Annotated in this window: 22 protein-coding genes; 10 read left to right on the forward strand and 12 right to left on the reverse strand. The window is 68.9% G+C overall.

What is annotated here, in order from left to right:
- Window positions 1-12 precede the first annotated feature (12 nt).
- Window positions 13-1200 carry a xylose isomerase gene (xylA, locus tag AC1DP3_RS00195; protein ID WP_477290071.1) on the reverse strand — a complete coding sequence of 396 codons (1188 nt, stop codon included), beginning with the start codon at window positions 1198-1200 and terminating at the stop codon, window positions 13-15.
- Window positions 1201-1370: 170 nt separating this feature from the next.
- Between xylA and AC1DP3_RS00200 the strand changes: the two genes are divergently transcribed.
- Window positions 1371-2534, forward strand: a complete 1164-nt coding sequence (locus AC1DP3_RS00200; protein WP_477290073.1) for an ROK family protein — start codon at window positions 1371-1373, stop codon at window positions 2532-2534.
- Window positions 2535-2550: 16 nt separating this feature from the next.
- Here the strand turns inward: AC1DP3_RS00200 and AC1DP3_RS00205 are convergent, their stop codons facing one another.
- The gene (locus AC1DP3_RS00205) at window positions 2551-3546 is read right to left on the reverse strand and encodes a LacI family DNA-binding transcriptional regulator (RefSeq protein WP_477290075.1); all 996 of its coding nucleotides are present in this window, start codon (window positions 3544-3546) and stop codon (window positions 2551-2553) included.
- A gap of 169 nt (window positions 3547-3715) precedes the next feature.
- On the opposite strand from AC1DP3_RS00205, the gene AC1DP3_RS00210 reads away from it, so the two are divergent.
- The 6 genes from AC1DP3_RS00210 to AC1DP3_RS00235 all read left to right on the forward strand — a co-directional run bounded on the left by AC1DP3_RS00210 (window position 3716) and on the right by AC1DP3_RS00235 (window position 11117).
- A complete protein-coding gene (locus tag AC1DP3_RS00210) occupies window positions 3716-5005 on the forward strand; it encodes an ABC transporter substrate-binding protein (RefSeq protein WP_477290077.1) in 1290 nt (429 codons plus the stop codon).
- 17 nt (window positions 5006-5022) lie between these two features.
- A complete protein-coding gene (locus AC1DP3_RS00215) occupies window positions 5023-6021 on the forward strand; it encodes a carbohydrate ABC transporter permease (protein ID WP_477290079.1) in 999 nt (332 codons plus the stop codon).
- A gap of 14 nt (window positions 6022-6035) precedes the next feature.
- Complete coding sequence (locus AC1DP3_RS00220) at window positions 6036-6914, forward strand: carbohydrate ABC transporter permease (protein WP_477290716.1); 879 nt, start codon at window positions 6036-6038, stop codon at window positions 6912-6914.
- Window positions 6911-9208 (forward strand): beta-xylosidase/alpha-l-arabinosidase, encoded by a 2298-nt coding sequence (locus AC1DP3_RS00225; protein WP_477290081.1) that lies wholly within the window; start codon window positions 6911-6913, stop codon window positions 9206-9208. The genes AC1DP3_RS00220 and AC1DP3_RS00225 overlap by 4 nt, the downstream gene beginning before the upstream one ends.
- A gap of 64 nt (window positions 9209-9272) precedes the next feature.
- Entirely contained in the window at window positions 9273-10682 is a 1410-nt protein-coding gene (locus tag AC1DP3_RS00230; protein ID WP_477290083.1) for an aspartate aminotransferase family protein, read from the forward strand.
- Between the two features lie 75 nt (window positions 10683-10757).
- On the forward strand, window positions 10758-11117 hold the full coding sequence (locus AC1DP3_RS00235) for a DUF7882 family protein (protein ID WP_477290085.1): 360 nt from the start codon (window positions 10758-10760) through the stop codon (window positions 11115-11117).
- A 4-nt stretch (window positions 11118-11121) separates the two neighbouring features.
- On the opposite strand, the gene AC1DP3_RS00240 is transcribed toward AC1DP3_RS00235, so the two are convergent.
- Together AC1DP3_RS00240 and AC1DP3_RS00245 are read right to left on the reverse strand one after the other, a co-directional pair.
- The gene (locus AC1DP3_RS00240; protein ID WP_477290087.1) at window positions 11122-11439 is read right to left on the reverse strand and encodes a DUF7882 family protein; all 318 of its coding nucleotides are present in this window, start codon (window positions 11437-11439) and stop codon (window positions 11122-11124) included.
- 60 nt (window positions 11440-11499) lie between these two features.
- Window positions 11500-12078: a TetR/AcrR family transcriptional regulator gene (locus tag AC1DP3_RS00245; protein ID WP_477290089.1), complete on the reverse strand. Its 579-nt coding sequence runs from the start codon at window positions 12076-12078 to the stop codon at window positions 11500-11502.
- 52 nt (window positions 12079-12130) lie between these two features.
- On the opposite strand from AC1DP3_RS00245, the gene AC1DP3_RS00250 reads away from it, so the two are divergent.
- Complete coding sequence (locus tag AC1DP3_RS00250; RefSeq protein ID WP_477290091.1) at window positions 12131-13198, forward strand: SDR family NAD(P)-dependent oxidoreductase; 1068 nt, start codon at window positions 12131-12133, stop codon at window positions 13196-13198.
- 114 nt (window positions 13199-13312) lie between these two features.
- Here the strand turns inward: AC1DP3_RS00250 and AC1DP3_RS00255 are convergent, their stop codons facing one another.
- Complete coding sequence (locus AC1DP3_RS00255) at window positions 13313-14872, reverse strand: SLC13 family permease (RefSeq protein ID WP_477290093.1); 1560 nt, start codon at window positions 14870-14872, stop codon at window positions 13313-13315.
- Window positions 14873-15090: 218 nt separating this feature from the next.
- Between AC1DP3_RS00255 and AC1DP3_RS00260 the strand changes: the two genes are divergently transcribed.
- Both AC1DP3_RS00260 and AC1DP3_RS00265 read left to right on the forward strand, forming a co-directional pair.
- Complete coding sequence (locus AC1DP3_RS00260; RefSeq protein WP_477290095.1) at window positions 15091-15456, forward strand: PadR family transcriptional regulator; 366 nt, start codon at window positions 15091-15093, stop codon at window positions 15454-15456.
- A gap of 22 nt (window positions 15457-15478) precedes the next feature.
- Window positions 15479-16831 carry a permease prefix domain 1-containing protein gene (locus AC1DP3_RS00265; protein ID WP_477290097.1) on the forward strand — a complete coding sequence of 451 codons (1353 nt, stop codon included), beginning with the start codon at window positions 15479-15481 and terminating at the stop codon, window positions 16829-16831.
- On the opposite strand, the gene AC1DP3_RS00270 is transcribed toward AC1DP3_RS00265, so the two are convergent.
- The 7 genes from AC1DP3_RS00270 to AC1DP3_RS00300 all read right to left on the reverse strand — a co-directional run bounded on the left by AC1DP3_RS00270 (window position 16828) and on the right by AC1DP3_RS00300 (window position 21328).
- A complete protein-coding gene (locus AC1DP3_RS00270; protein WP_477290099.1) occupies window positions 16828-17226 on the reverse strand; it encodes a PRC-barrel domain-containing protein in 399 nt (132 codons plus the stop codon). The two genes, AC1DP3_RS00265 and AC1DP3_RS00270, sit on opposite strands and share 4 nt — an antisense overlap.
- Window positions 17213-17629, reverse strand: a complete 417-nt coding sequence (locus AC1DP3_RS00275) for a hypothetical protein (RefSeq protein ID WP_477290101.1) — start codon at window positions 17627-17629, stop codon at window positions 17213-17215. The genes AC1DP3_RS00270 and AC1DP3_RS00275 overlap by 14 nt, the downstream gene beginning before the upstream one ends.
- Entirely contained in the window at window positions 17626-18855 is a 1230-nt protein-coding gene (locus AC1DP3_RS00280) for an NRAMP family divalent metal transporter (protein ID WP_477290103.1), read from the reverse strand. Before AC1DP3_RS00280 ends, AC1DP3_RS00275 begins: the two co-directional genes overlap by 4 nt.
- The gene (locus tag AC1DP3_RS00285) at window positions 18852-19283 is read right to left on the reverse strand and encodes a hypothetical protein (RefSeq protein ID WP_477290105.1); all 432 of its coding nucleotides are present in this window, start codon (window positions 19281-19283) and stop codon (window positions 18852-18854) included. Before AC1DP3_RS00285 ends, AC1DP3_RS00280 begins: the two co-directional genes overlap by 4 nt.
- 1 nt (window position 19284) lies before the next feature.
- Window positions 19285-20166: an SDR family oxidoreductase gene (locus AC1DP3_RS00290; protein ID WP_477290107.1), complete on the reverse strand. Its 882-nt coding sequence runs from the start codon at window positions 20164-20166 to the stop codon at window positions 19285-19287.
- A gap of 42 nt (window positions 20167-20208) precedes the next feature.
- On the reverse strand, window positions 20209-20601 hold the full coding sequence (locus AC1DP3_RS00295; protein ID WP_477290109.1) for a hypothetical protein: 393 nt from the start codon (window positions 20599-20601) through the stop codon (window positions 20209-20211).
- Between the two features lie 376 nt (window positions 20602-20977).
- Window positions 20978-21328: a DUF7882 family protein gene (locus AC1DP3_RS00300; protein ID WP_477290111.1), complete on the reverse strand. Its 351-nt coding sequence runs from the start codon at window positions 21326-21328 to the stop codon at window positions 20978-20980.
- Window positions 21329-21520: the final 192 nt, after the last annotated feature.

Consider the following 21520-nt stretch of genomic DNA (forward strand, 5'->3'; position numbering starts at 1 on the left):
GACGGGGTCGGGTCAGCGAGCGCCGAGCAGGTGCTCGGTGGCCAGCTGCTGCAGGCGGACGAAGCCGAAGCCCTTGCCCCCCAGGTACTGGCCGGCGTCGAAGTCCTCGTACGCCGAGCGGTCGGCGAGGAAGTCGTCGTACGTCTCGCCCTCGCTGAGCGTCGGGACCGACAGCTCGGGCACGCGCGCGGCTTCGAGCGCCTCCTGCACCTCGGGGTCGGCGCGGAAGGCCGCGGCGCGCTCCTTGAGCAGCAGGTAGGTCTGCATGTTCGCGGCGGCGGACTCCCACACGCCCTTCTCGTCCTCCGTGCGGCTCGGCTTGTAGTCGAAGTGACGCGGGCCCTCGTAGGCCGGGACGCCGCCGGGGCCGCCGTTCTCGAGCAGGTCCACGAGCGCGAAGGCGTTGTGCAGGTCGCCGTGGCCGAACACCAGGTCCTGGTCGTACTTGATGCCGCGCTGGCCGTTGAGGTCGATGTGGAAGAGCTTGCCGTGATACAGCGCTTGGGCGATTCCCGCGGCGAAGTTGAGGCCTGCCATCTGCTCGTGCCCGACCTCGGGGTTGAGGCCGACGAGCTCAGGGCGCTCGAGCGAGTCGATGAACGCGAGCGCGTGCCCGAGGGTCGGCAGCAGGATGTCGCCGCGGGGCTCGTTCGGCTTCGGCTCGATCGCGAAGCGGATGTCGTAGCCCTTGTCGGTGACGTAGTCGCCGAGCAGGTTCACGGCCTCGCGGTAGCGCTCGAGCGCGGCGCGGATGTCCTTCGCCGAGTCGTACTCCGCGCCCTCACGCCCACCCCACATGACGAACGTCTTGGCGCCCAGCTCGGCACCGAGGTCGAGCTGGCGGAAGACCTTCCGCAGCGCGAAGCGGCGCACCTGGCGGTCGTTGGACGTGAAGCCGCCGTCCTTGAAGACCGGCGCCGAGAAGAGGTTGGTGGTCACCATCGGGATGATGAGGCCGGTGTCGGCGAGCACGCCCTTGAGGCGGTCGATCTGCGTCTGGCGCTCAGCATCCGTCGATCCGAAGGCGAACAGGTCGTCGTCGTGGAACGTCAGCCCGTAGGCGCCGAGCTCGGCGAGCTTCTCGACGGCGTGCACGACGTCGAGCGGGTGGCGCGTGGGGCCGCCGAAAGGATCGGTGCCGTTGTACCCGATGGTCCAGAGACCGAACGAGAACTTGTCGGAGGTGGTGGGGGTGGGCATGACGCTCCTCATTCGACGATGAATTAAATGTTGCGGACGACAACCTATCTCATTCTGGATGCCGAGTCCAGCGATCCGCGCCACGGATTGTTGTCGCACGCAACGTATACTGCTCGCGTGTCCTGTCCCGCCACCTGGCCACCCACACGCGCCACTGTCGCGGCTGTCGCATGAATGAGACGGTCGGCAGCCGGCAAGCGAACCTCGCACGGCTACTGCGCCTCGCGCATCTCGACGGACCCGTCTCGCGCGCGACCCTCACGGTTGCCACGGGACTGAATCGCTCGACGATCGCCGATCTCGTGGGCGACCTCGTCAGCCTCGGTCTGGTGGAGGAGCACGCACCCGACCCCAGCCGCCGCGTGGGAAGGCCCTCACCGCTCGTGGGCGCAGACCCGCGGGTCATCGCGATCGCGGTCAACCCCGAAGTCGACGCGCTCACGATGGGTGCCATCGGGCTGGACCGCACCGTCCGCCGCAGGGAGCGCATCGAGATGTCGGGCCTCATCGGCCCCGAGCAGACAGCCGCCCTGATCGGCGAGCGTGTCGACGCGTGGCGCGCAGAGGAGTTCGCGGACGCCGTCATCGTGGGCGTCGGCGTCGCGGTTCCCGGTCTCGTGCGCTCGTCGGACGGGCTGGTGCGGGATGCGCCCCACCTGGCGTGGAGCGACGTCGCCCTGCGCGAGCTGATCGAATCGGCGACCGGGCTGGCCACCGCTGTCGGCAACGACGCCGCCATGGGGGCGCTGGCCGAGCACCTGTTCGGCGCTGCCCGCGGGATCGATGACATCGTCTACCTCAACGGCGGGGCGAGCGGCATCGGCGGCGGACTGATCGTGCAGGGGATGCCGATCGGCGGCGCCTCGGGGTACTCGGGAGAGTTCGGCCAGAACCGGCCCGGCATCGCCTCTCCCGCCGATCGCCGGGCGGGCGACGGCGTGCTCGAGGACGAGGTGAGTCGCGCACGCCTGCTCGCAGCGCTCGGCCGCAGCAACGTCGACGAGCCCACGCTGGAGCAGCTGCTGCGCACCACCCGCACGCCCGATGTGGACGAGGAGATCGCGCGACAGCGCCGCATCCTGGCCACGGCGCTCGCGAATGCGGTGAACGTGCTGAATCCTGCCGTCGTCGTCCTGGGCGGATTCCTCGGGATGCTGGCCTCTCACGATCTCGAGGGCTTCACGCGCACCGTGGTGAGCCAGACCATGCCCGCGAACGGCGAAGACCTTCAGATCTGCCCGGCGGCCCTCGGGGAGGATCGCCTGCTCTTCGGGGCGGCCGAGGCGGCGTTCGCCGAACTCCTGAGAGACCCCGCGGGCATCACGCTGCGCTGACGCCGCCCACGTCCTTTCAGGCTGGTGCCGCCGTCGTTCCCCGGGGAACGAGGCGGGTCGCCAGCTTCAGATGCGTGGCCTTCAACGTCTCGCCGCGCATGAGCGCGAGCAGCATCCGGGCAGCCTCCGCCCCGAGGGTCTGCATCGGCTGACGGACCGTCGAAAGCCCGGGGCTCGCGGCCGATGCCTCCGGCACGTCGTCGAACCCGATGATCGACAGATCCTGAGGGACATCGAGTCCGAGCTCGGCGGCGACCTTCACGATCTCGAGCGCCGAGATGTCGTTCGCCGCGAAGATGGCAGTGGGGCGCTCCTTGCGTCTCAGCATCTCGAGGGCGGCGACCCGCACGGCGTCCTGACGGTAGCTGCCCGCACCGACCAGGGCGGGATCGAGGGGGATGCCGGCATTCGCCAGCGCCCTCCGGTACCCGGCGTCGCGCGCGATCGATGAGCGCAGGTCGGTCCTGCCCGCGATGAAGCCGATGCGGCGGTGGCCCAGCTCGATGAGGTGGCGCGTCGCCTGCAGCGCCCCGCCGAAGCTGTCGCACTCGACCGTCGGCAGATCGGCCGGGCCGGTGTGCGGGTCGATCGCGACGATCGGAACCTCGGTGCCCACGGTCACCACGGTGGGAGTGACGATGATGGCACCGTCGATGAGCGTGCCGCTGAGCCGTGAGAGGGATCGGCGCTCCCAGCCCTCGGCGGTGCCGTGCGAGCCCGAGTAGGCGAGCAGATCGAAGTGCGAGTCGCTCAGCGCGAGACCGACCCCCTTGAGGATCTCTGCGCTGAACGGCTCGAAATCCGCGACGAGCACGCCGATCACGCCCGTGGTGCGCGACCTCATGCTGCTCGCGATGAGGCTCGACTCGTAGCCGAGGTCCTCGACGACGGCGAGCACGCGGTCCACCGTCTCGGGAGCGACGCCGTAGCGTCCGTTGACGGCTTTCGACACGGTCGCCACCGAGACGCCGGCCGCAGCCGCCACATCCATGATCGTCGGACGTCGCTCCATGATCTCGAAATCATAACGGGTTGAAAAACGTTTTCGAAAACGTTTGACAGATATTTGTTGGCATCGGAGACTTTTCCCGCTCGGACAGCACGCCGAGCGGGCGCAGACGGATCGCGCCCCACCGCACCCCGGAGCAGAGGTGCTCCTCAAAGAAGAGAACGGGAATCACATGACGCGCAACAGGATCCTCGCCGGGTCCGCCGCACTCATCGTCGGCGCTCTGGCGCTCGCCGGCTGCAGTGCAGGCGGCTCGAACGAGAGCAGCGACGGCAAGGTCGAGATGACGCTGTGGCAGAACTCCACGACGGGCCCCGGTCAGCAGTTCTGGAAGGATGCCATCGCCGCGTTCGAGGATGAGAACCCGGACGTCACGATCAAGATGCAGTCGGTCCAGAACGAGGACATGGACGGCAAGCTGCAGACGGCTCTGAACGCGGGCGACGCGCCCGACATCTTCCTGCAGCGCGGCGGCGGCAAGATGACCGCGATGGTCAACGCCGGCCAGCTGAAGGACCTGACCGGCCTCGTCTCGGACGATGTCAAGGGCGAGATCCCCGAGGGCTCGTTCGCCGCGGAGACGTATCAGGACAAGGTGTGGGCGATGCCGCTCTCCGTCCTGCCCGGTGGGTTCTTCTACAGCCAGGACGCCTTCGACAAGGCCGGCATCACGGCGACTCCCGAGACCGTCGACGACCTCAAGGACGCGGTGGCGAGCCTCAAGGAGACCGGCATCGCGCCGATCGCCCTGGGCGCGAAGGCCGCGTGGCCTGCCGCGCACTGGTACTACTTCTTCGCCATCCGCGAGTGCAGCCCGAAGGTCATCGAGGAGACGGGCGACACGAAGGACTTCAGCGACGAGTGCTGGCTTCGCGCCGGCGAGGACCTGGAGGACTTCGCGGCGATCGACCCGTTCAACGAGGGGTTCCTCACCACCGAGCCCCAGCAGGGCGCGGGCAGCTCGGCCGGGCTCATCGCCAATCGCCAGGCCGCCATGGAGCTCATGGGCGCGTGGGACCCGGGCGTGATCGCATCGCTGACGCCCGACGAGAAGCCGCTTCCCGACCTCGCATGGTTCCCCTTCCCCGAGGTCTCGGGTGGTGACGGCGAGCCGGGCTCGATGATGGGCGGCGTCGACGGCTACTCATGCTCGGTCGATGCCCCGGACGAGTGCGCGGACTTCCTGAACTTCGTCGCCAGCGCCGATCAGCAGACCGCGTACTACAAGGCCTTCAACTCGCCGCCGGTCAACACCGTGGCGCAGGAGGCCGTCACCGAGCCGTACCTCCAGCAGATCCTCGAGGCGTTCAACAACGCTCCGTTCGTCTCGCAGTGGCTCGACACGGTGCTCGGCCAGAACGTCGGCAACGCCCTGAACGTGGCGGTCGTCGACATGCTCGCCGGCAACAGCGACCCGCAGAAGCTCGTCGACGCGGTCAACGCGGCAGGCAAGCAGGGCTGATCGTGTCCACCCGCGAGATGTCTTCTGACGCTCGCGGCCTTGCAGAGCACAACGGGGGCGGCACCACGCCGCCCCCGTCGGTGCCGCCAGGCCGCCGGCGCCCGCGAGGCCTGGGATGGGCCGGCCGCCTCGAGGTCATGATCCTGGTGGGGCCGGCCGTGATCTTCTTCGTCGGCTTCGTGATCGTCCCCGTCATCATGGCCGGGTACTACGGGTTCTTCCGCTGGTCCGGCTTCGGCCCGGCGACCGACTTCATCGGCCTGCAGAACTACGTCACGATCTTCACCGACCCGATCTTCCAGCAGGCGCTGGGGCACAACGCCTTCATCGTGGTCGCCTCACTCGTGCTCCAGGGCCCGATCGCGATCCTGCTGGCGCTGCTGCTCAACCGGAAGATGCGCGGTCAGTCCGTGATCCGCATCCTCATCTTCGTTCCGTACGTGATCGCCGAGGTCATCGTCGGCACCGGGTTCAGCCTCATGCTGGCCACGAACGGAGCCGTGAACGGCTTCCTCGAGAGGGTCGGCCTCGGCTGGCTCGCCCAGGACTGGCTCTCCGACCCCCGCATCGCGATCTGGACGCTCATGGCGATCCTCACCTGGAAGTACATCGGCTTCGCCGTCATCCTCTTCCTCGCAGGACTCCAGGGGATTCCCCAGGAGCTGAACGAGGCGGCCGCGATCGACGGCGCGTCCTATTGGCAGATCCAGCGGACCATCACCCTCCCGCTGCTGGGCCCCACGCTGCGCATCTGGGCGTTCCTGTCCATCATCGGCGCGCTCCAGCTCTTCGATCTCGTGTACATCATCTGGGGTCAGTACGTCTCATCCGTCGCCGGCACCAACACGATGGCGATCTACATGGTCGCCACCGGGCGCAACTCGGGCAATTTCGGATACGGCAGCGCCGTCGCCGTCGTCATCTTCGTCATCTCGCTGGTGGTCGCGCTGATCTACCAGCGCACGATCCTGCGCCGTGACACGGCGGGGGCCATCACAGAGAGGGGCGTGAAGTGAGCTCCATCGACTCGATGAGCACCCGCACCATCACCACTCGCGAGACGTCGGCGGGACGCCGGCGCGATGTGAACAAGCTCCCCTGGGGCAGCCCGACGGTCTACTTCATCGCCCTGGTCGTCATCGCGCTGATGCTGGGCCCCGTGCTGTACATCATCATCGGCGGCTTCCGCACGAACTCCGAGATCACCGTCGATCCGTCGGGCCTGCCGGTCAGCTGGAACCCGCAGAACTACGTCGACGTCCTGACGAGCGGGGTGTTCTGGCTCGAAGTACTGAACTCGACGATGGTCGCGGTCGCGACCACCGTCGGCGCGGTGGTGCTCGGACTCATGGCCAGCTATGTGATCGCCAGGTACAGCTTCGCCGGGCGCGGGGCGCTGTACGCGCTGTTCGCCGCGGGCCTGATGTTCCCGATCACCGTGGCGATCACGCCGCTGTACCTCGTGGTGCGCAACCTCGGGCTCATGAACACGCTGCCGGGGGTCTTCCTGCCGCAGATCGCGTTCGCGCTGCCGACCACGATCATCATCCTCGTCCCGTTCCTCAAAGCGATCCCGGACGAGATCCAGGAGGCCGCCTACATCGACGGATGCGGTCGCCTGTCGTTCTTCTGGCGGATGGTGCTCCCGCTCGCGGTGCCCGGTGTCATCACGGTGGCCATCCTCGCCTTCATCGGAAGCTGGAACGGCTACCTGCTGCCGCTGTTCATCCTGAACGACGAGGCGCAGTTCACCCTGCCCCTGGGCGTGCAGGCGTTCTCGTCGCAGTACTCGGTGGACACCGCCAAGGTGCTGGCATTCACCTCGCTCTCGATGATCCCCGCCCTGGCGTTCTTCAGCCTCTTCGAACGGCGGATCGTCGGCGGCCTGACAGGAGCGGTCAAGGGATGAGCGACCTCGGACTCCCGCTGGTATCGGAGCGGGTGCAGTCTCTGCACGCGCAGATGACCCTTGACGAGAAGCTCGGTCAGCTCGTCGGCTACTGGGTCGACCAGGGCGACGAGCTCGTCGCGCCGATGGCTGGCGAGATGGTGACCTCGACGCGGTATGAGGATGCGACCGCGCACGGCATCGGACACCTCACCCGGGTGTACGGCACCCGGCCCGTCGATCCCCTCGAGCGCGCGGCGTGGCTCTGGGCCGAGCAGCGGCGGCTGCGAGAGCAGACGCGCCTCGGCATCCCCGCGATCGTGCACGAGGAGTGCCTCACCGGCCTCGCCGCGTGGAAGGCGGCGACCTTCCCGACTCCGCTGGCGTGGGGGGCGTCCTTCGACCCCGCGCTCGTGGAGGAGATGGGCCGGCTCATCGGCGACTCCATGCGGCAGCTCGGCATCCATCAGGGACTTGCTCCCGTGCTCGACGTCATCCGAGACCCCCGCTGGGGCCGGGTCGACGAGTGCATCTCGGAGGATCCGTACGTCGTGGGCACGATCGGCACCGCCTATGTGCGAGGGCTCCAGGATGCCGGCATCCACGCCACCCTCAAGCACTTCGTCGGCTACTCCGGGTCGCAGGCCGGGCGCAATCACGCTCCCGTGCAGCTGGGCCCGCGGGAGCTCGCCGACGTGCTGCTCCCTCCGTTCGAGATGGCCGTCCGCGACGGCGGCGCCCGCTCGGTCATGAACTCGTATGCCGCGATCGACGGCGTGCCGGTGGCGACCTCGGAGGAGCTCCTGACCGGCATCCTGCGCGAGCGCTGGGGCTTCGACGGGGTCGTGGTCGCCGACTACTTCTCCGTGGCGTTCCTGCACTCGATGCACGGCGTGGCGGCCGACCTCGGCGAAGCCGCCGCTCTCGCGCTGATGGCCGGGATCGACGTCGAGCTCCCCACGGGCGACGCCTTCACCGCTCCGCTCGCGGCAGCCGTGCGCGACGGCCGGGTCGACGAAGCCCTGATCGATCGAGCCGTGCTGCGCGTCCTCGGCGAGAAGGAGGAGCTCGGGCTGCTCGACGAGACCTTCGATGAGGCCCCCGCCGAGATCGACCTGGACACCCCGGCCCACCGCGACCTCGCTCGCCGGCTGGCCGGCGAGTCGGTCGTCCTGCTGTCGAACGACGGGACTCTGCCGCTGCAACCCGCTCTCCAGCGCCGCATCGCGGTGGTCGGCCCGAACGCCGACTCCGCCGAGGCGCTGATGGGCTGCTACTCGTTCGTCAACCATGTGCTGGCACACCACCCGGAGGTCGCTCTCGGTCTCGAGATCCCGAGCTTCGTCGAGGCGCTTCAGGGCGAGCTGCCGGATGCCGCGATCGACGTCGCGTCCGGCTGCGAGGTCACCGGCGACGACACCAGCGGCTTGCAGGCTGCGGTCGACGCCGCACGCGCCGCCGACGTCGCCGTCGTCGTGGTCGGTGATCGCGCAGGGCTGTTCGGGCGTGGCACCGTCGGCGAGGGCAACGACGTCGACGACCTGGAGCTGCCGGGCCTGCAGCGCCGGCTCGTCGAAGAGGTCGTGGCGACGGGCGTTCCGACGATCATGGTGGTGCTGTCAGGTCGTCCCTACGCGATCGGGTGGGCGATCGAAGGGTCCGCTGCTCCTGCCGCCGTCCTCCAGTCCTTCTTCCCCGGAGAGGAGGGCGGCGCGGCGATCTCCGAGATCCTGTCCGGGCGCACGTCGCCCTCGGGGCGCCTGCCCGTCTCGCTCCCCCGTTCCGCAGGGGCGCAGCCCTATACGTACCTCCACCCGATCCTGGGCGGCCCCACCGAGATCACGAGCGCCGACAGCACCCCCGCGCTTCCGTTCGGGCATGGCCTGACTTATACGACGTTCCAGCACCTCGGGCTGACCGTCCAGCCCGAGTCGGAGACCGCGGAGGAGTTCGTCGTCACCCTGGACGTCCTCAACACCGGCCCACGCGCTGGGGTGGATGTCGTCCAGCTGTACGCCCGGGATGTCTACGCCAGCGTCGCCCGTCCCGTGGCACAGCTCCTCGGCTACGCGCGCGTCGCCCTGGAGGCCGGCGAGCGCACGGTCGTGCAGTTCCGGGTACCCTCGGCGCGGCTGTCGTTCACCGACCGCCGGGGAGTGCGGATCGTCGAGCCGGGAGACATCGAGCTCTGGGTCGGCGCCTCCTGCGACGAGCGCGAGACGTCGGCCACCCTGCGACTCACGGGGCGTGTGCACGAAGTGACGGCCGCCGACGCCCGTACCGTCTCCGTGGAAGTCGCCACCGTGCGGGCCTGACCGGGCGCGGGGGAGGCGCGGTATGGTCGGGAAGACGCCCGACGGAAGGCACGATATGCCGGCCATGACCGAACGCCGTGCCCGCACCGAGGCGGAGCTCCAGCAGATGGCGAGCGAGCATCTCTGGATGCATTTCGCCCGTCAGTCCGCGATGACCGAGGGTGACGGCATCCCGATCATCGTGCGCGGCGAAGGCCACCACATCTGGGATGCCGCCGGCAAGCGGTACATCGACGGGCTCTCGGGCCTCTTCGTGGTCAACGCGGGGCACGGCCGCCGGCGCCTCGCCGAAGCAGCCGCGCGGCAGGCCGAGCAGCTCGCGTTCTTCCCGATCTGGTCGTACGCGCACCCGAAGGCGATCGAACTCGCCGAGCGACTGGCCTCCTACGCGCCGGGCGACCTCAACCGGGTCTTCTTCTCGACGGGCGGCGGCGAGGCCGTCGAGACGGCGTTCAAGCTGGCGAAGCAGTACTGGAAGCTCGTGGGCCGGCCCACCAAGCACAAGGTGATCTCGCGCGCCATCGCGTACCACGGCACCACGCAGGGTGCCCTCGCGATCACGGGGCTGCCCGGCATGAAGGAGATGTTCGAGCCCGTCACGCCGGGCGGTTTCCGGGTTCCCAACACCAACTTCTACCGTGCGCCCGACATGGGCTTCGTCGCGAGCGGCTCTCCCGCCGAGGATCTCGAGCGCTTCGGCCGATGGGCTGCCGACCGCATCGAGGAGATGATCCTCTTCGAAGGCCCCGAGACGGTCGCCGCGGTCTTCCTCGAGCCCGTGCAGAACTCGGGCGGATGCTTCCCTCCCCCACCCGGGTACTTCCAGCGCGTGCGGGAGATCTGCGACAGGCACGACGTGCTGCTCGTGAGCGATGAGGTCATCTGCGCGTTCGGGCGCATCGGGGAATGGTTCGCGTGCGACGCGTACGGGTACGTACCCGACATGATCACGTGCGCGAAGGCGATGACGAGCGGGTATTCCCCGCTGGGCGCGACCATCGTGAGCGACCGCATCCACGAGCCCTTCGCCCACGGGCAGGTGAGTTTCCCCCATGGCTACACGTTCGCAGGGCATCCGGTCTCGGCCGCCGTGGCCCTGGAGAACCTCGACATCTTCGAGGAGGAGAAGCTCAACGAGCGCGTGCGTGCGAACTCTCCGGTGTTCCGTGCCACGCTCGAGCGCCTTCTCGACCTGCCGATCGTCGGGGACGTGCGCGGAGACGGATACTTCTTCGGGATCGAGCTCGTGCGCGACAAGGCGACGCGCGAGACGTTCGACGCCGCTGAGTCCGAGCGGCTGCTGCGCGGCTTCCTCTCGAAGGCTCTCTACGACGCCGGCCTGTACTGCCGTGCGGACGACCGCGGCGACCCCGTGATCCAGCTCGCACCGCCTCTCACGACCGGGCCGGCGGAGTTCGACGAGATCGAGCAGATCCTGCGCGGTGTCCTGACGGAAGCCGGCACGCTGCTGTGATGGGCTGTCGAATGGCGGCAGAGGGCCGCGGAATCTATGATGACCACACGATCTCAACTGGCTTAGGGTGAATTCATGGGGACGATCTACTACGGCGGCTCGGCGACGCCGATCCACATCGACGACCGCGCACTCGCGCACCTCAAGGTCGTGATCGCCACCAAGCTGCGCCGCGGCGAGAGCTTCACCGTGTCATGGCAGCACCCCGACGATCAGCCTCGCGGTCGCAGCACGATCTGGGTCAATCCGTCGATCCCGCTGCGCTTCGTCTTCGATGAGCCCGAGACGCCCGACCTGAACCGCCGCTGGATCGAAGATCTGGCGAGCTCAGCGAACTCGTCGGGCGGCATCACGCTCGTCGCCGAGCTCTTCGACGTCGAGCCGGTCGGCGTGGGCGACAACGCCCCGCAGGTGGTCGAGCTGCACGACGACTGAGCCCCTAGCTCGCTTCGGCCGCGTCTTCTTCTGAAGGCTCCGGAATGATCGAGAGGCCGTTGGGTCCGCTCGCGGTCTGCATCAGCTCTTCGACCCACAGGCGGTTGATCCGCGGGCTGCGGCCCCCGAAGAAGTGGAACTGAAGCGGCACCGAGGGGTGGATCCAGAAGCTCCGCCGACCGCTGCCGTCACCGACCTCGACGTCGAACATGAACGCCTCGGATCGGCGCAGCTTGTTCATGACGACGATGCGCAGATGCGCAAGCGCCCGATCGTCGATCTCGACGGACTCACTCGTCGCCCCATAGATGAATCTGCCCATGCGCATCCCTCTTTCCGGGGCCAACGATATCAACCTGCGCTGAGCGACCACCACGAGACGTCAGCGGATCGAACCGGCCGAGCGGAATGCGCTGCGAAGGATGCCGCGGGCGCGGGCTGCGGCATCCGCTCTCCGGCTCGGCGGTGTGCGCGCGATGGTGAAGGCGAGCATCTCGGTGGCGAGAAGGACGTCTTCGACCTCGATGGATGCCGCCTCCCCGAGCGCGTGACGGCGCTCGAGCAGCTGGGCGACGACGTCCTGATAGCGGACTCCCAGGTGCACCACTCGCTGATCCTGAGGGTCGACGGTGAGCAGCTCGATGAAGGCGGTGGAGACGATCGCCTGGTCGGCGACGAGGTCGAGAAGGTCCTCGATGGTGCGGTCGGGCTCTGCGGCGAACCGCTCGAGCTCCACGATGTTGTCTTCGAACACCGCGACGGCGAGCGCCGTGCGATCGGGGAAATGCCGGTAGAGGCTGCCCTGGCCGACCCCCGCCCGCTTGGCCACCTGGCTGAACGGCGCGCCGAGGCCCGCTTCGGCATAGACCTCGCGTGCAGCGGCGATGAGAGCGCGCCTGTTGGAGGGTCCGGCAGCGGGACCGCGGTTTGCCCTGGACTCGGTCTCCGAAGTAGTCGGCACGGGAATACACTATTACCGGACAAGGTTGTCCGGTAATGGAAAGGACCCGAACGTGACCACTGACACCCGAACCGCACTCTCTGCGGATTCCTCCATCTCGACCTGGCTCGCCGACCCGGTGGGAGGCGCGCTGCTGCGCAGCATGCTCGCCGAGAGCGGCCAGAGCCCCGATGTCTTCCGCCCCGTCAGCCGGCTCGCCATCAAGCGCCTGGTGAAGATGAGCCGCGGCGCCTTCTCGCAGGAGCTGCTGGACGAACTCGTCCGTCGGGCCGCCGCGGGTGAGGTGCCCGAGGGCGGTGCGCCCGCCGCCGACGCATCGGCCGAGGCTCCGGCATCCGCCCCCTCCGTTCCCCAGCGCGAGTGGAGCGAGCGCATCGACCAGGGCCGATTCACCGGCAAGACCGTCATCGTCACCGGTGCCGGCTCGGGCATCGGGCGCGCCACCGCATCGCGCATCGCCCGCGAGGGCGGCCGCGTCGTCGCCGTGGACGTCAGCCAGGAGCGCCTGGACGAGTTCGTCGCAGCGCACGCCGCCGCCGACGTCGCCTGCATCGTCGCCGACATCACCAGCGACGACGGCATCGCCCGCATCGTCGAGGCGGCCGGCGGCACGATCGACGCCCTCGCGAACATCGCGGGGATCATGGACGACATGACGCCCGTCGGCGAGCTCACCGACGCCGTCTGGGAGCGCGTCATGAACGTCAACGTGACCGGAACCATGAAGATGATGCGCGCCGTCGTTCCCGCGATGCTCGCGCAGGGCTACGGCTCGATCGTCAACACGGCCTCCGAGGCGGCGCTTCGCGGCTCGGCCGCCGGCGCGGCGTACACGGCGTCCAAGCACGCGGTCGTGGGCCTGACCAAGTCGAGCGCCTTCATGTACGGCCCGAGCGGCATCCGCGTCAACGCGGTCGCTCCCGGCCCCACCATCACGAACATCGAGGCGACCTTCGCGTCTCCCCTGGGCGCCGAGCGCGTGCAGCTTGCGATGACCATCCTCCCGGAGGCAGCGGAGGCCGAGGCCCTCGCGGCATCCATCACCTTCCTCCTGAGCGACGACGGCGTGAACATCAACGGCGTCACCCTCGCGAGCGACGGCGGCTGGTCGGCGGCGTAACGACGAGTCTCCCGCCCGCAGCAGGAGATCTGCCGGGGAGAGGGCCTTTCCGCCCGATTCGCCCTCTCTTCGGCAGATCTCCGCTCTTCGGGCAGACGCTGCGGGCTGCTTTCGTCAGAACGGCCAGATCAGCGGAACGTAGAACACGCCCATCGCGAGGAAGAACACCGACAGCGGCAGGCCCAGCCGCCAGTAGTCGCCGAATCGGTAGCCCGCCGGCTCCATCACCATGAGGTTGGCCGGAGTCGCGACGGGCGTGAGGAACGCCGCCGCGGCCACGACCGCGAGCCCCATGAGGAACGGCTGCACCGAGACGTCCATCGCCGCGGCGAGCGATATCGCGATGGGCGCCAGGATCAGCACCGTCGCGGCATTGCTGATCAGCTGGCTCAGCACCAGGGTGAGGACCCCGAGGGCGGCGAGTGCCACGTAGGGCCCCGAGTCCCCGATCATCGACAGCAGGCCCCCGGCGAGGAGATCCGCAGCCCCCGTCTTGGTGAAGGCCGTCGACAGCGGGATCATCCCGGCGATGAGGACGACGGTGGTCCACGAGATCGACCCGTAGGTCTGCGACACGGTCAGGACGCGGCTGAGCACCAGCGCGCACGCGGCGAGCAGCGCGGCGATGGCGGGGGGCACGATGCCCGTCGCCAGGAGCACGACCATCACCGCGAGGATGATCAGGGTGCGCTTCGCGCCGCGGCCGAGGGGCACCGACCGCCGCAGCAGCTGCGGCGAGTCCACGGCGATGACCCCGGGTTCATCGGCGTGGCTGGCCAGATCTTCCCAGCGTCCCTGCATGAGCAGGGCATCGCCGACCTGGATCGTGACATCGCCCTTGAGCTGGGTGTCGCCCCGGCGAGCGGCGAGCACCACGAGGTCGCCCTGGGGCGTGGCCATGCCGGTGAAGATCCGCGTGCCGATGAGCGGAGAGCGGGGAGCGACGAGGATCTCGGTGATGCCGTTCTTGGGTCCGACGAGCGTCCGGGTGTCGAGGTCGACCGAGTACTGGCCGCGAAGAAGGCGGGCGTGGCGCACGAGATCGAGCGGGATGTGCGACCCCACGCGCACCGGCAGGAGCGGCCTCGAGCAGAACGTCAGGAAGAGCACCGTGCCGATCACGAGCGGGATGCCGACCAGCGCGAACTCGAAGTAGCCGAAGCCGCGTGCGCCCGCGGACTCCGCGAAGTCCGAGACGATGATGTTGACGGGCGTTCCGGTCAGCAGGAGCATCGATCCGGCGCTGGCCGCGAACGCGAGCGGCATCAGCATCTGCGACGGCGGCAGGCCGGCGCGGGCGGCGACCACCACGACGAGCGGCAGGAGCGCGGCGACCGCTCCGTTGACGCTGATCAGGGCCGACACGGCGGCGACGAGCAGGCCGATGATGAGCAGCAGGCTGCGCCGTTTCGTACCGGCGCGGGCGATGACCTTCTGCCCGGCCCAGGTGGTGACCCCCGTGGCATCGAGCGACTCGCTCACGACGAACAGCGCCGCGATGAAGATGACCGTCGGGTCTCCGAAACCCGCGAAGGCCTCGGTGAGGGTGAGGACCCCGGTGAAGTACAGCCCGACCGAGACTCCGATCGCGACGATGCCGAGCGGAATGCGATTGCTGACGAAGGCGATGATCGCGAGGACCAGGATCACGAGCGTTGCGACGATGGGGTCCACGTGGCCCACGTTGCCACGTACGGACGGCTGACGCCACGTTCCGGACTGGCGAACCCATCAGTTCCTTCCGAGCCCATGCACTGTTTCACATGGGCTGGGCAACAACTCATGGGTTCGCGAGTCCACCGCCGCGGTATCCACGGCCGGGGTTGGCCTCGGGCACCGTGCCGTGTACCTTGTACCTCTAGGTACATAGCAGCTCAAGGTATGGAGGCGCGATGCGCATCGGCAAGGATCTGGTCGCGGCGACCGCGACGCCGCTCGTGCTCGGCATCCTCGCCGACGGCGAGTCGTACGGCTACGCGATCCTGCGCCGGATCGGCGAGCTCTCGGGCGGCGAGCTCGAATGGAGCGACGGGATGCTGTATCCCCTGCTCCACCGCCTCGAGCGCCTCGGTCACATCGAGTCGACCTGGGGCGTCTCTCCGAGCGGCCGGCCGCGCAAGCACTACCGGCTGAGCGGCAGCGGCGAAGCCGTCCTCGCAGAGCAGCGCCGACAGTGGGCCGTCGTGAGCCGCACGCTGCAGCAGGTGTGGAACGAGCGCGGCGACACTCGTCCCGCGCTGGCGCTCGGGGGCGCGTGAGATGACCCGGAGGGACGACCGCGTGGAAGACCAGATCGAGCAGTGGCGCAGCTATCTCGTCCACCGCGACGCCATCGCCCCGGCCGACGTGGATGAGCTGGAAGGACACCTGCGCGACCAGATCGACGGGCTCGAGGCATCCGGCCTCTCCGGCGACGAGGCGTTCCTCGTCGCGGTCAGCCGGATGGGCAGGATCGACGAGCTGTCGCGGGAGTTCGCCCGCGAGCACTCCGACCGGCTCTGGAAGCAGCTCGTCGCCGACGACGACGAGGCCGGCACCGCCCGCCGGAACGGCCTCGCTCTCGCGATCGGACTGGGTGTCGCCGCCGCACTCGTGGTCAAGATCCCGGCCCTGTTCGGGCTGACGATCCAGGGCGATCCGGAGTTCTACGCGCGCAACCTGGCGCTCCTCATCCTGCCCTTCCTGGCCGCCTACTTCCTGGTCCGCCACCGGTCGGGGATCGCCACGATCGTCTCGGTCGCCGCCCCGTTCGCCGCGACCGCGCTCGTGCTGAACCTCTACCCCTTCACACCAGAAGGGGCGACGCTTCCGCTGGCGGTGATCCACTCGCTCGTGCTGCTGTGGATCGCGACCGGGATCGCATACGTCGACGGGAAGTGGCGCTCCGACCGCGCGCGGATGGACTTCATCCGGTTCACGGGCGAATGGTTCGTCTACCTGGTGCTCATCGCCCTCGGCGGCGGGGTGCTCGCCGCCCTGACGATGGGGGTGTTCAGCACGATCGGAGTGGATGCTTCGTGGTTCGTCGGCGAGTGGCTCATACCGTGCGGGCTCGCGGGTGCCGTGGTGATCGCGGGATGGCTGGTCGAAGCGAAGCAGAGCGTCATCGAGAACATCGCGCCGGTGCTGACGAAGCTCTTCACCCCGCTGTTCACGGCACTGCTGCTCGCGCTCATCATCGCCGCGATCTTCCAGGCCGCGGTCTTCGGCGCCCAGGAGATCGAGTTCGACCAGCGTGACCTGCTGATCATCTTCGACCTCGTGCTGATCGTGGTGCTCGGGCTGCTGCTTTACTCGCTGTCCGCCCACGATCCCACGCGGCCCCCGGGCTGGTTCGAGCGTCTGCAGCTGCTCCTCGTGGCAGCGGCACTCGTGGTCGATCTCATCGTCCTCATCGCGATGATCAGCCGGATCGGCGAGTACGGCGCGAGCCCGAACAAGCTGGCGTCACTCGGCCTCAACCTGATTCTGCTGGTCAACCTCTCCGGTGCCGCCTGGCTCCAATTCCGCTTCGTCCGCGGGAAGGCCGCCTTCGGGCGGGTCGAGCGCTGGCAGACCGCGTACATCCCCGTCTACCTGGCATGGGCGGCGATCGTCGTGGTCGCCTTCCCGCTGGTCTTCGGGTTCGCCTAGCCTCCGAGGCGACTCGGGTCGCCGGCTTCCGGACCGGCTCCGGCGGAGTGATCGTCGATCGGGAGACGGATGTCGAGCGGGATGACGGGCGGTTCCACGCCCAGCCGCACCTCGCCCTCCGACACGCTCTGGATGCATTCCCAGGGCACGATCCGCGATCCGCGATGCAGGCGCCGGATGATGGCCGCGACCACGGCCGGGCCCTTCACCCGCCCTCGCTCGTAGCCGTAGAAGGACTGGCGGCTGTGCGGGCTCACGATGAGCGCGACGAGCTCGAGCTCGCCCTCCTTCCCGCCCCTGCGCGCGGAGCGACGGAATCGCACGTCGACCACCCGTCCGATCTCACCCGTGCGGGGCGCGAGGACCCGGCATCCGAGAAGCTCACTCAGGAGCATGGCGGCCTCCGGGGATGCGCCCGATGATCCGGTCGCGGACCATGCGCTCGACCCACGACGCGTCGAGATCGTCCGCCTTCACTCGAAGGTGCAGCGCCGCGTCGAGTGTGGACACCATCTCCCACGGCACGCGCTCCCATCGCGATCGCGGTACGTGCCCGCCCACGATGCGAGGGAGCACGGCCGCGCCGATGAGGATCGCCGCCACGACCGGCGCGGCGTCGTGGTCGATCGGCGCATCGCGTTCGAGCCCGGTGAGCTCGACGTCATCCACGGTGCTCACCGGTGCGTCGTCCTGATCCAGGATCTGGCGGTCCAGCAGGTGGAGCCGGGCATCGACGGCACGTCCGTCAGGGTCCCGGTACCAGTCGAGCGGATGCTGGGGCCGGCGCGCGCGGGTCATGAGCCCATCCCCGATGCGATCAGGAGCGGGACGGCAGCGACCGCGGCGATGAGGATGATCCCGAGGAACAGCACGCCGAGCGCATTGCGAATCCGCCCGTTGACGCGGTCGCCCATGTAGTCCGGGTCGTTGGCCACCACGAGGATCGGAAAGTAGGTGAGTGGGAGGGCCACCGCGGAGAAGACGACCGATAGTTCTGTCACGGCGATCGGATCCACCCCTGTCAGCAGGATGCCGCCGCCGACGAGCAGACACACGATCATGGCGAGGTGGAAGCGCGCCGCCTGGACGGGCCGGCGGAACTTGCCCCAGCTCCAGCCGAAGAACTGGGCCAGGGTGTAGCCGCTGGACAGGCTCGTCTCCAGGGCGGCGCCGAAGGTCGCGGCGAGGATCCCGACGATGACGAAGGCGAGGGCGAGTTGCCCACCGCCCTCCGCGACGGGGAGCACGATCTGCGAGAGGGTCTCGACCTCGATCGCCTGCGGGAGCAGCACGACCGCGGCGCAGGCCGCGATGGCGATCGACAGGACGCCGCCGAGGGGGAAGCCGATGAACACATTGGCGCGCTCGACGCCCAGGTCCTTCGTCGTCCACTTCTCCTCGAGCGCGCCGGAGGAGAAGAAGAAGACTTCGTAGGGCGTCATCGCCGCGCCGAAGAGGGCGACCGCGAAGTACCAGTAGGAGAGTGGGCTCTCGGCTCCGATGCGCCAGGGCTGGATCGCGCTCGCACCGAGGCTGCCCCAGTCGGGCTTCAGCAGGAACAGCGCGACGATGAAGACGATGAGCGAGAGGCCCAGGAGGCCTGCGACGTTCTCCATGATGGAGAACTTGACGCGCCACAGCACGATCCATACGGCGAAGAGTGCGACGGGGATCCACATCCCCGGTCCGACGCCGGCCGCGAGCTGGAGCGCGAGCGCGATGCCGCCGATCTCGGCGGTCAGGGTCAGCAGGTTGATGAGGAACGAGGCCGAGAGGTTGGCGAGCCCCGCCCGTGGCCCCAGGCGCTCGCGGATGATCTCGAAGGTGGCGCGGCCGCTGATCGCGGCGACGCGGCCGGCCATGTCGGCGTAGAGGCAGATGCCGGCGACGCCGACCAGGACCACCCACACGAGGCCCAGACCGAAGCGCGAGCCGACGACGGCGTTCGTCACGAGATCGCCGATGTCGACGAACCCGCCGATGGCGGTGAGGATGCCGAGTGCGACGGCGAAGACGCGCTTCATGAGCCGTCGCCCAGCCGGGCAAGCCGCTCCGCAGCGGCATCCAGCTCATCGGCCGCCCCGGCGTCACCCGCGTCAGCGGACTGCACTGCGTCGAGTGCGGCGAGACTCGCGTCGAGCAGCTCGTCGCGATAGGCGGCGTCCTCAGCGTCCGCGGGCTGGTGCAGCGCCGCCTCGCGCGTGACGTCTGCGAGCTTCTCCTCCATCCCGGAGAGGAGCGCCGCCGTGGTCGTGGTGAACAGGCGCCCGTCTCCGCGCAGCTCCTCGCCGAGCTGCGCGGAGCGCGTGAGACTGAGCGCACGCTCCTGCAGGGCGACGAGCTGCGGATCGGGCGACACCACCGGCGCACATCCGGAGAGGATGGCGATGAGGACCGCACCCCCGAGGACGGGGATGCGGGGGAACCGGCTGGGCGAGCGCCGGTGGGACATGTCAGAGGCCTTTACCGCCTGTCACCGGGAGCACGGCTCCCGAGACGTACGATGCGGCTTCGGAGGCGAGGTAGACATAGGCCCCGGCCAGCTCGGCCGGCTGCGCCGCCCGCCCGAGGGGCGTGTCCTGGCCGAACGTCTCGACCTTCTCGGCATCCCACCCGGTCCCCACGATGAGGGGTGTCCACACCGGTCCCGGTGCGACAGCGTTGACCCGGATGCCCTTCTCCCCGAGCTGCTGGGCGAGCGCTTTGACGAACGCGACCTGGGCGGCCTTCGTCATCGCATAGTCGATCAGCCCAGGAGACGGATTGAACGCCTGGATCGACGCCGTGACGATGATCGACGAGCCGGGGTTCAGGTGGGGCACAGCGGCGCGTGCGGAGAAGAGCAGCCCATAGAGGTTCGTCTTGAAGACGCGATCGAACTCTTCGGTCTCGAGCGTCTCGAGGCCCTCGCGATCCTTCTGATAGGCCGCATTGAGGACGAGGATGTCGAGGCCGCCGAGCTCGCTCACCGCGTCGTCGACGATGGAAGTCGCGAAGCGCTCCTCGCGGATGTCGCCGGCGAAGCTCACGCCGAGACGGCCGGCGTCGGCGATGAGCCGCACGGTGTCGTCGGCATCCTCGATCTCCTCGGGCAGGTGCGCGATGGCGACGTCGGCGCCCTCGCGGGCGAATGCGATCGCAACGGCACGTCCGATGCCGGAGTCTCCGCCGGTGATGAGCGCCTTGCGCCCCTGGAGCCGGCCGGCGCCACGGTAGCTGTCCTCGCCGTGGTCCGGCTTCGTGCGCATCTCGTCGGTGCGGGCGGGCTGATCCTGCGCCTCGGGGGCGAACTGGTCGGTGTGCTTCTCACGAGGGTCGGTGGGCTCGCTGCTCATCGCGGTCTCCTTCCGCCGGGGGCCCGGCTTTCGGCAGCGACGCTATTGCCGGCCCGAACTTCCGCCCATCGGGTTGACATCGAACCGCCTGTCCGGCATGGCATGCGCGGCTCGCTGTGGAGCGGCATCCGCCTTGCGCGGCGTGCGCGGCGCGTAGTGGGGAATCTCGATCGGCCGGGTCGAGCGCGGCGCCTGCGCGAGGGAGAGATCCATCGCGGCGGCGCGGAGCACGTCGCTCAGCTCCTCGAAGTGCGTGGAGCCCCCGTGACCTCGGAGCCAGATGACCTCGACGCCCAAGCTGGTCTGCTCGACGTACGCGACGAGGCTGGCGGGGTCGTCGCCTTCCACGCTGTGATCGAACAGCCGCCAGGCTCCGTCCCCCAGTGGGAGGAGCTCGAGCTGGTGCAGCGGCCCTTCGGCCATGGATGTGGACACGTCATTTCACTTTCGTCTGCGCCCCGTCGGGAGGACGTCTGCTGCTCCTCCCGTGCGAGCGGGGGGCCCCTCATTCATGTCGATCGGCGCCGCTCTGACGCCACCTGCCGGCCAGCGTCCATGAGTGCGTCATCCTGGTGCGACCGTCATCCGCCGGCCGGATCGGCTGGGCGCCGGATCCCGTCATCGTGGCCGGATCGACCTTCGCCGGGCGGGCCTGTTCGGTGTGAGACCTCACGTCGCCCATGCCTCGCCTCTTCCACTCGGCGACGCCGTCGACGCCGCTCTGCTGGCTCTCCACGCTCGACTCTGGGCCACCTCGGCGAGAAGAGCGAGGGGGTTGACACGGCGGGGGGAAGGCTCCCCACCGTCACGCTCAGTGCAGGTGCTCCGCGGAATGCTGGGCGTCCGGCGCACCGTGCTCGGCCGGCTGGGGCGGCTCCGGCACGAGGTAGAGGCCAGACGGAGAGTTCGCCGTGTGGGCGAGCGCGTCGATCCACGCCCGGTTGATGGTCGGCCGCCGGCTCCCGTAGTACTTGTACACCAGCGAGGAACGCGGGTGAACCCAGATGGTGGTCCGGCCGTCTCCCACGCTGACGTCATCGCGCCAGCTGAAGTGGAATGCCTCGCCGCGGCGCAGCTTCGAGCCGATCACGATCTGCAGGTGTGCGAGGACGCGGTCGTCGAACTCCACGTGGATGCTGGATTCGTAGGTCAGCTTGCCCACAGCATCATCTCCTCGCGGCGGGCCGGGAGAACGGCCCGTCAGGCGGGGCGTCCTTTCCACGGTACTCCGGTCGGCCGCGGAACGGCAGTCCGAAGTCTCGCGTATGCCACACGCCTTTGCCACGCGCAAGCCCTTCGCCGCGTCACGGAAAGTCACGTTCACTGGACCCACATCGGCCTCCGAGGCCGCCTG

The organism is Microbacterium sp. P5_B6 (assembly GCF_056400345.1).

Excerpts from the sequence above, each read along its gene's own strand:
- xylA (WP_477290071.1), bottom strand. The coding sequence starts at position 1,200 with ATGCCCACCCCCACCACCTCCGACAAGTTCTCGTTCGGTCTCTGGACC.
- AC1DP3_RS00200 (WP_477290073.1), top strand. The coding sequence starts at position 1,371 with ATGAATGAGACGGTCGGCAGCCGGCAAGCGAACCTCGCACGGCTACTG.
- AC1DP3_RS00205 (WP_477290075.1), bottom strand. The coding sequence starts at position 3,546 with ATGGAGCGACGTCCGACGATCATGGATGTGGCGGCTGCGGCCGGCGTC.
- AC1DP3_RS00210 (WP_477290077.1), top strand. The coding sequence starts at position 3,716 with ATGACGCGCAACAGGATCCTCGCCGGGTCCGCCGCACTCATCGTCGGC.
- AC1DP3_RS00215 (WP_477290079.1), top strand. The coding sequence starts at position 5,023 with ATGTCTTCTGACGCTCGCGGCCTTGCAGAGCACAACGGGGGCGGCACC.
- AC1DP3_RS00220 (WP_477290716.1), top strand. The coding sequence starts at position 6,036 with ATGAGCACCCGCACCATCACCACTCGCGAGACGTCGGCGGGACGCCGG.
- AC1DP3_RS00225 (WP_477290081.1), top strand. The coding sequence starts at position 6,911 with ATGAGCGACCTCGGACTCCCGCTGGTATCGGAGCGGGTGCAGTCTCTG.
- AC1DP3_RS00230 (WP_477290083.1), top strand. The coding sequence starts at position 9,273 with ATGACCGAACGCCGTGCCCGCACCGAGGCGGAGCTCCAGCAGATGGCG.
- AC1DP3_RS00235 (WP_477290085.1), top strand. The coding sequence starts at position 10,758 with ATGGGGACGATCTACTACGGCGGCTCGGCGACGCCGATCCACATCGAC.
- AC1DP3_RS00240 (WP_477290087.1), bottom strand. The coding sequence starts at position 11,439 with ATGGGCAGATTCATCTATGGGGCGACGAGTGAGTCCGTCGAGATCGAC.
- AC1DP3_RS00260 (WP_477290095.1), top strand. The coding sequence starts at position 15,091 with ATGCGCATCGGCAAGGATCTGGTCGCGGCGACCGCGACGCCGCTCGTG.
- AC1DP3_RS00270 (WP_477290099.1), bottom strand. The coding sequence starts at position 17,226 with ATGCTCCTGAGTGAGCTTCTCGGATGCCGGGTCCTCGCGCCCCGCACG.
- AC1DP3_RS00275 (WP_477290101.1), bottom strand. The coding sequence starts at position 17,629 with ATGACCCGCGCGCGCCGGCCCCAGCATCCGCTCGACTGGTACCGGGAC.
- AC1DP3_RS00280 (WP_477290103.1), bottom strand. The coding sequence starts at position 18,855 with ATGAAGCGCGTCTTCGCCGTCGCACTCGGCATCCTCACCGCCATCGGC.
- AC1DP3_RS00285 (WP_477290105.1), bottom strand. The coding sequence starts at position 19,283 with ATGTCCCACCGGCGCTCGCCCAGCCGGTTCCCCCGCATCCCCGTCCTC.
- AC1DP3_RS00290 (WP_477290107.1), bottom strand. The coding sequence starts at position 20,166 with ATGAGCAGCGAGCCCACCGACCCTCGTGAGAAGCACACCGACCAGTTC.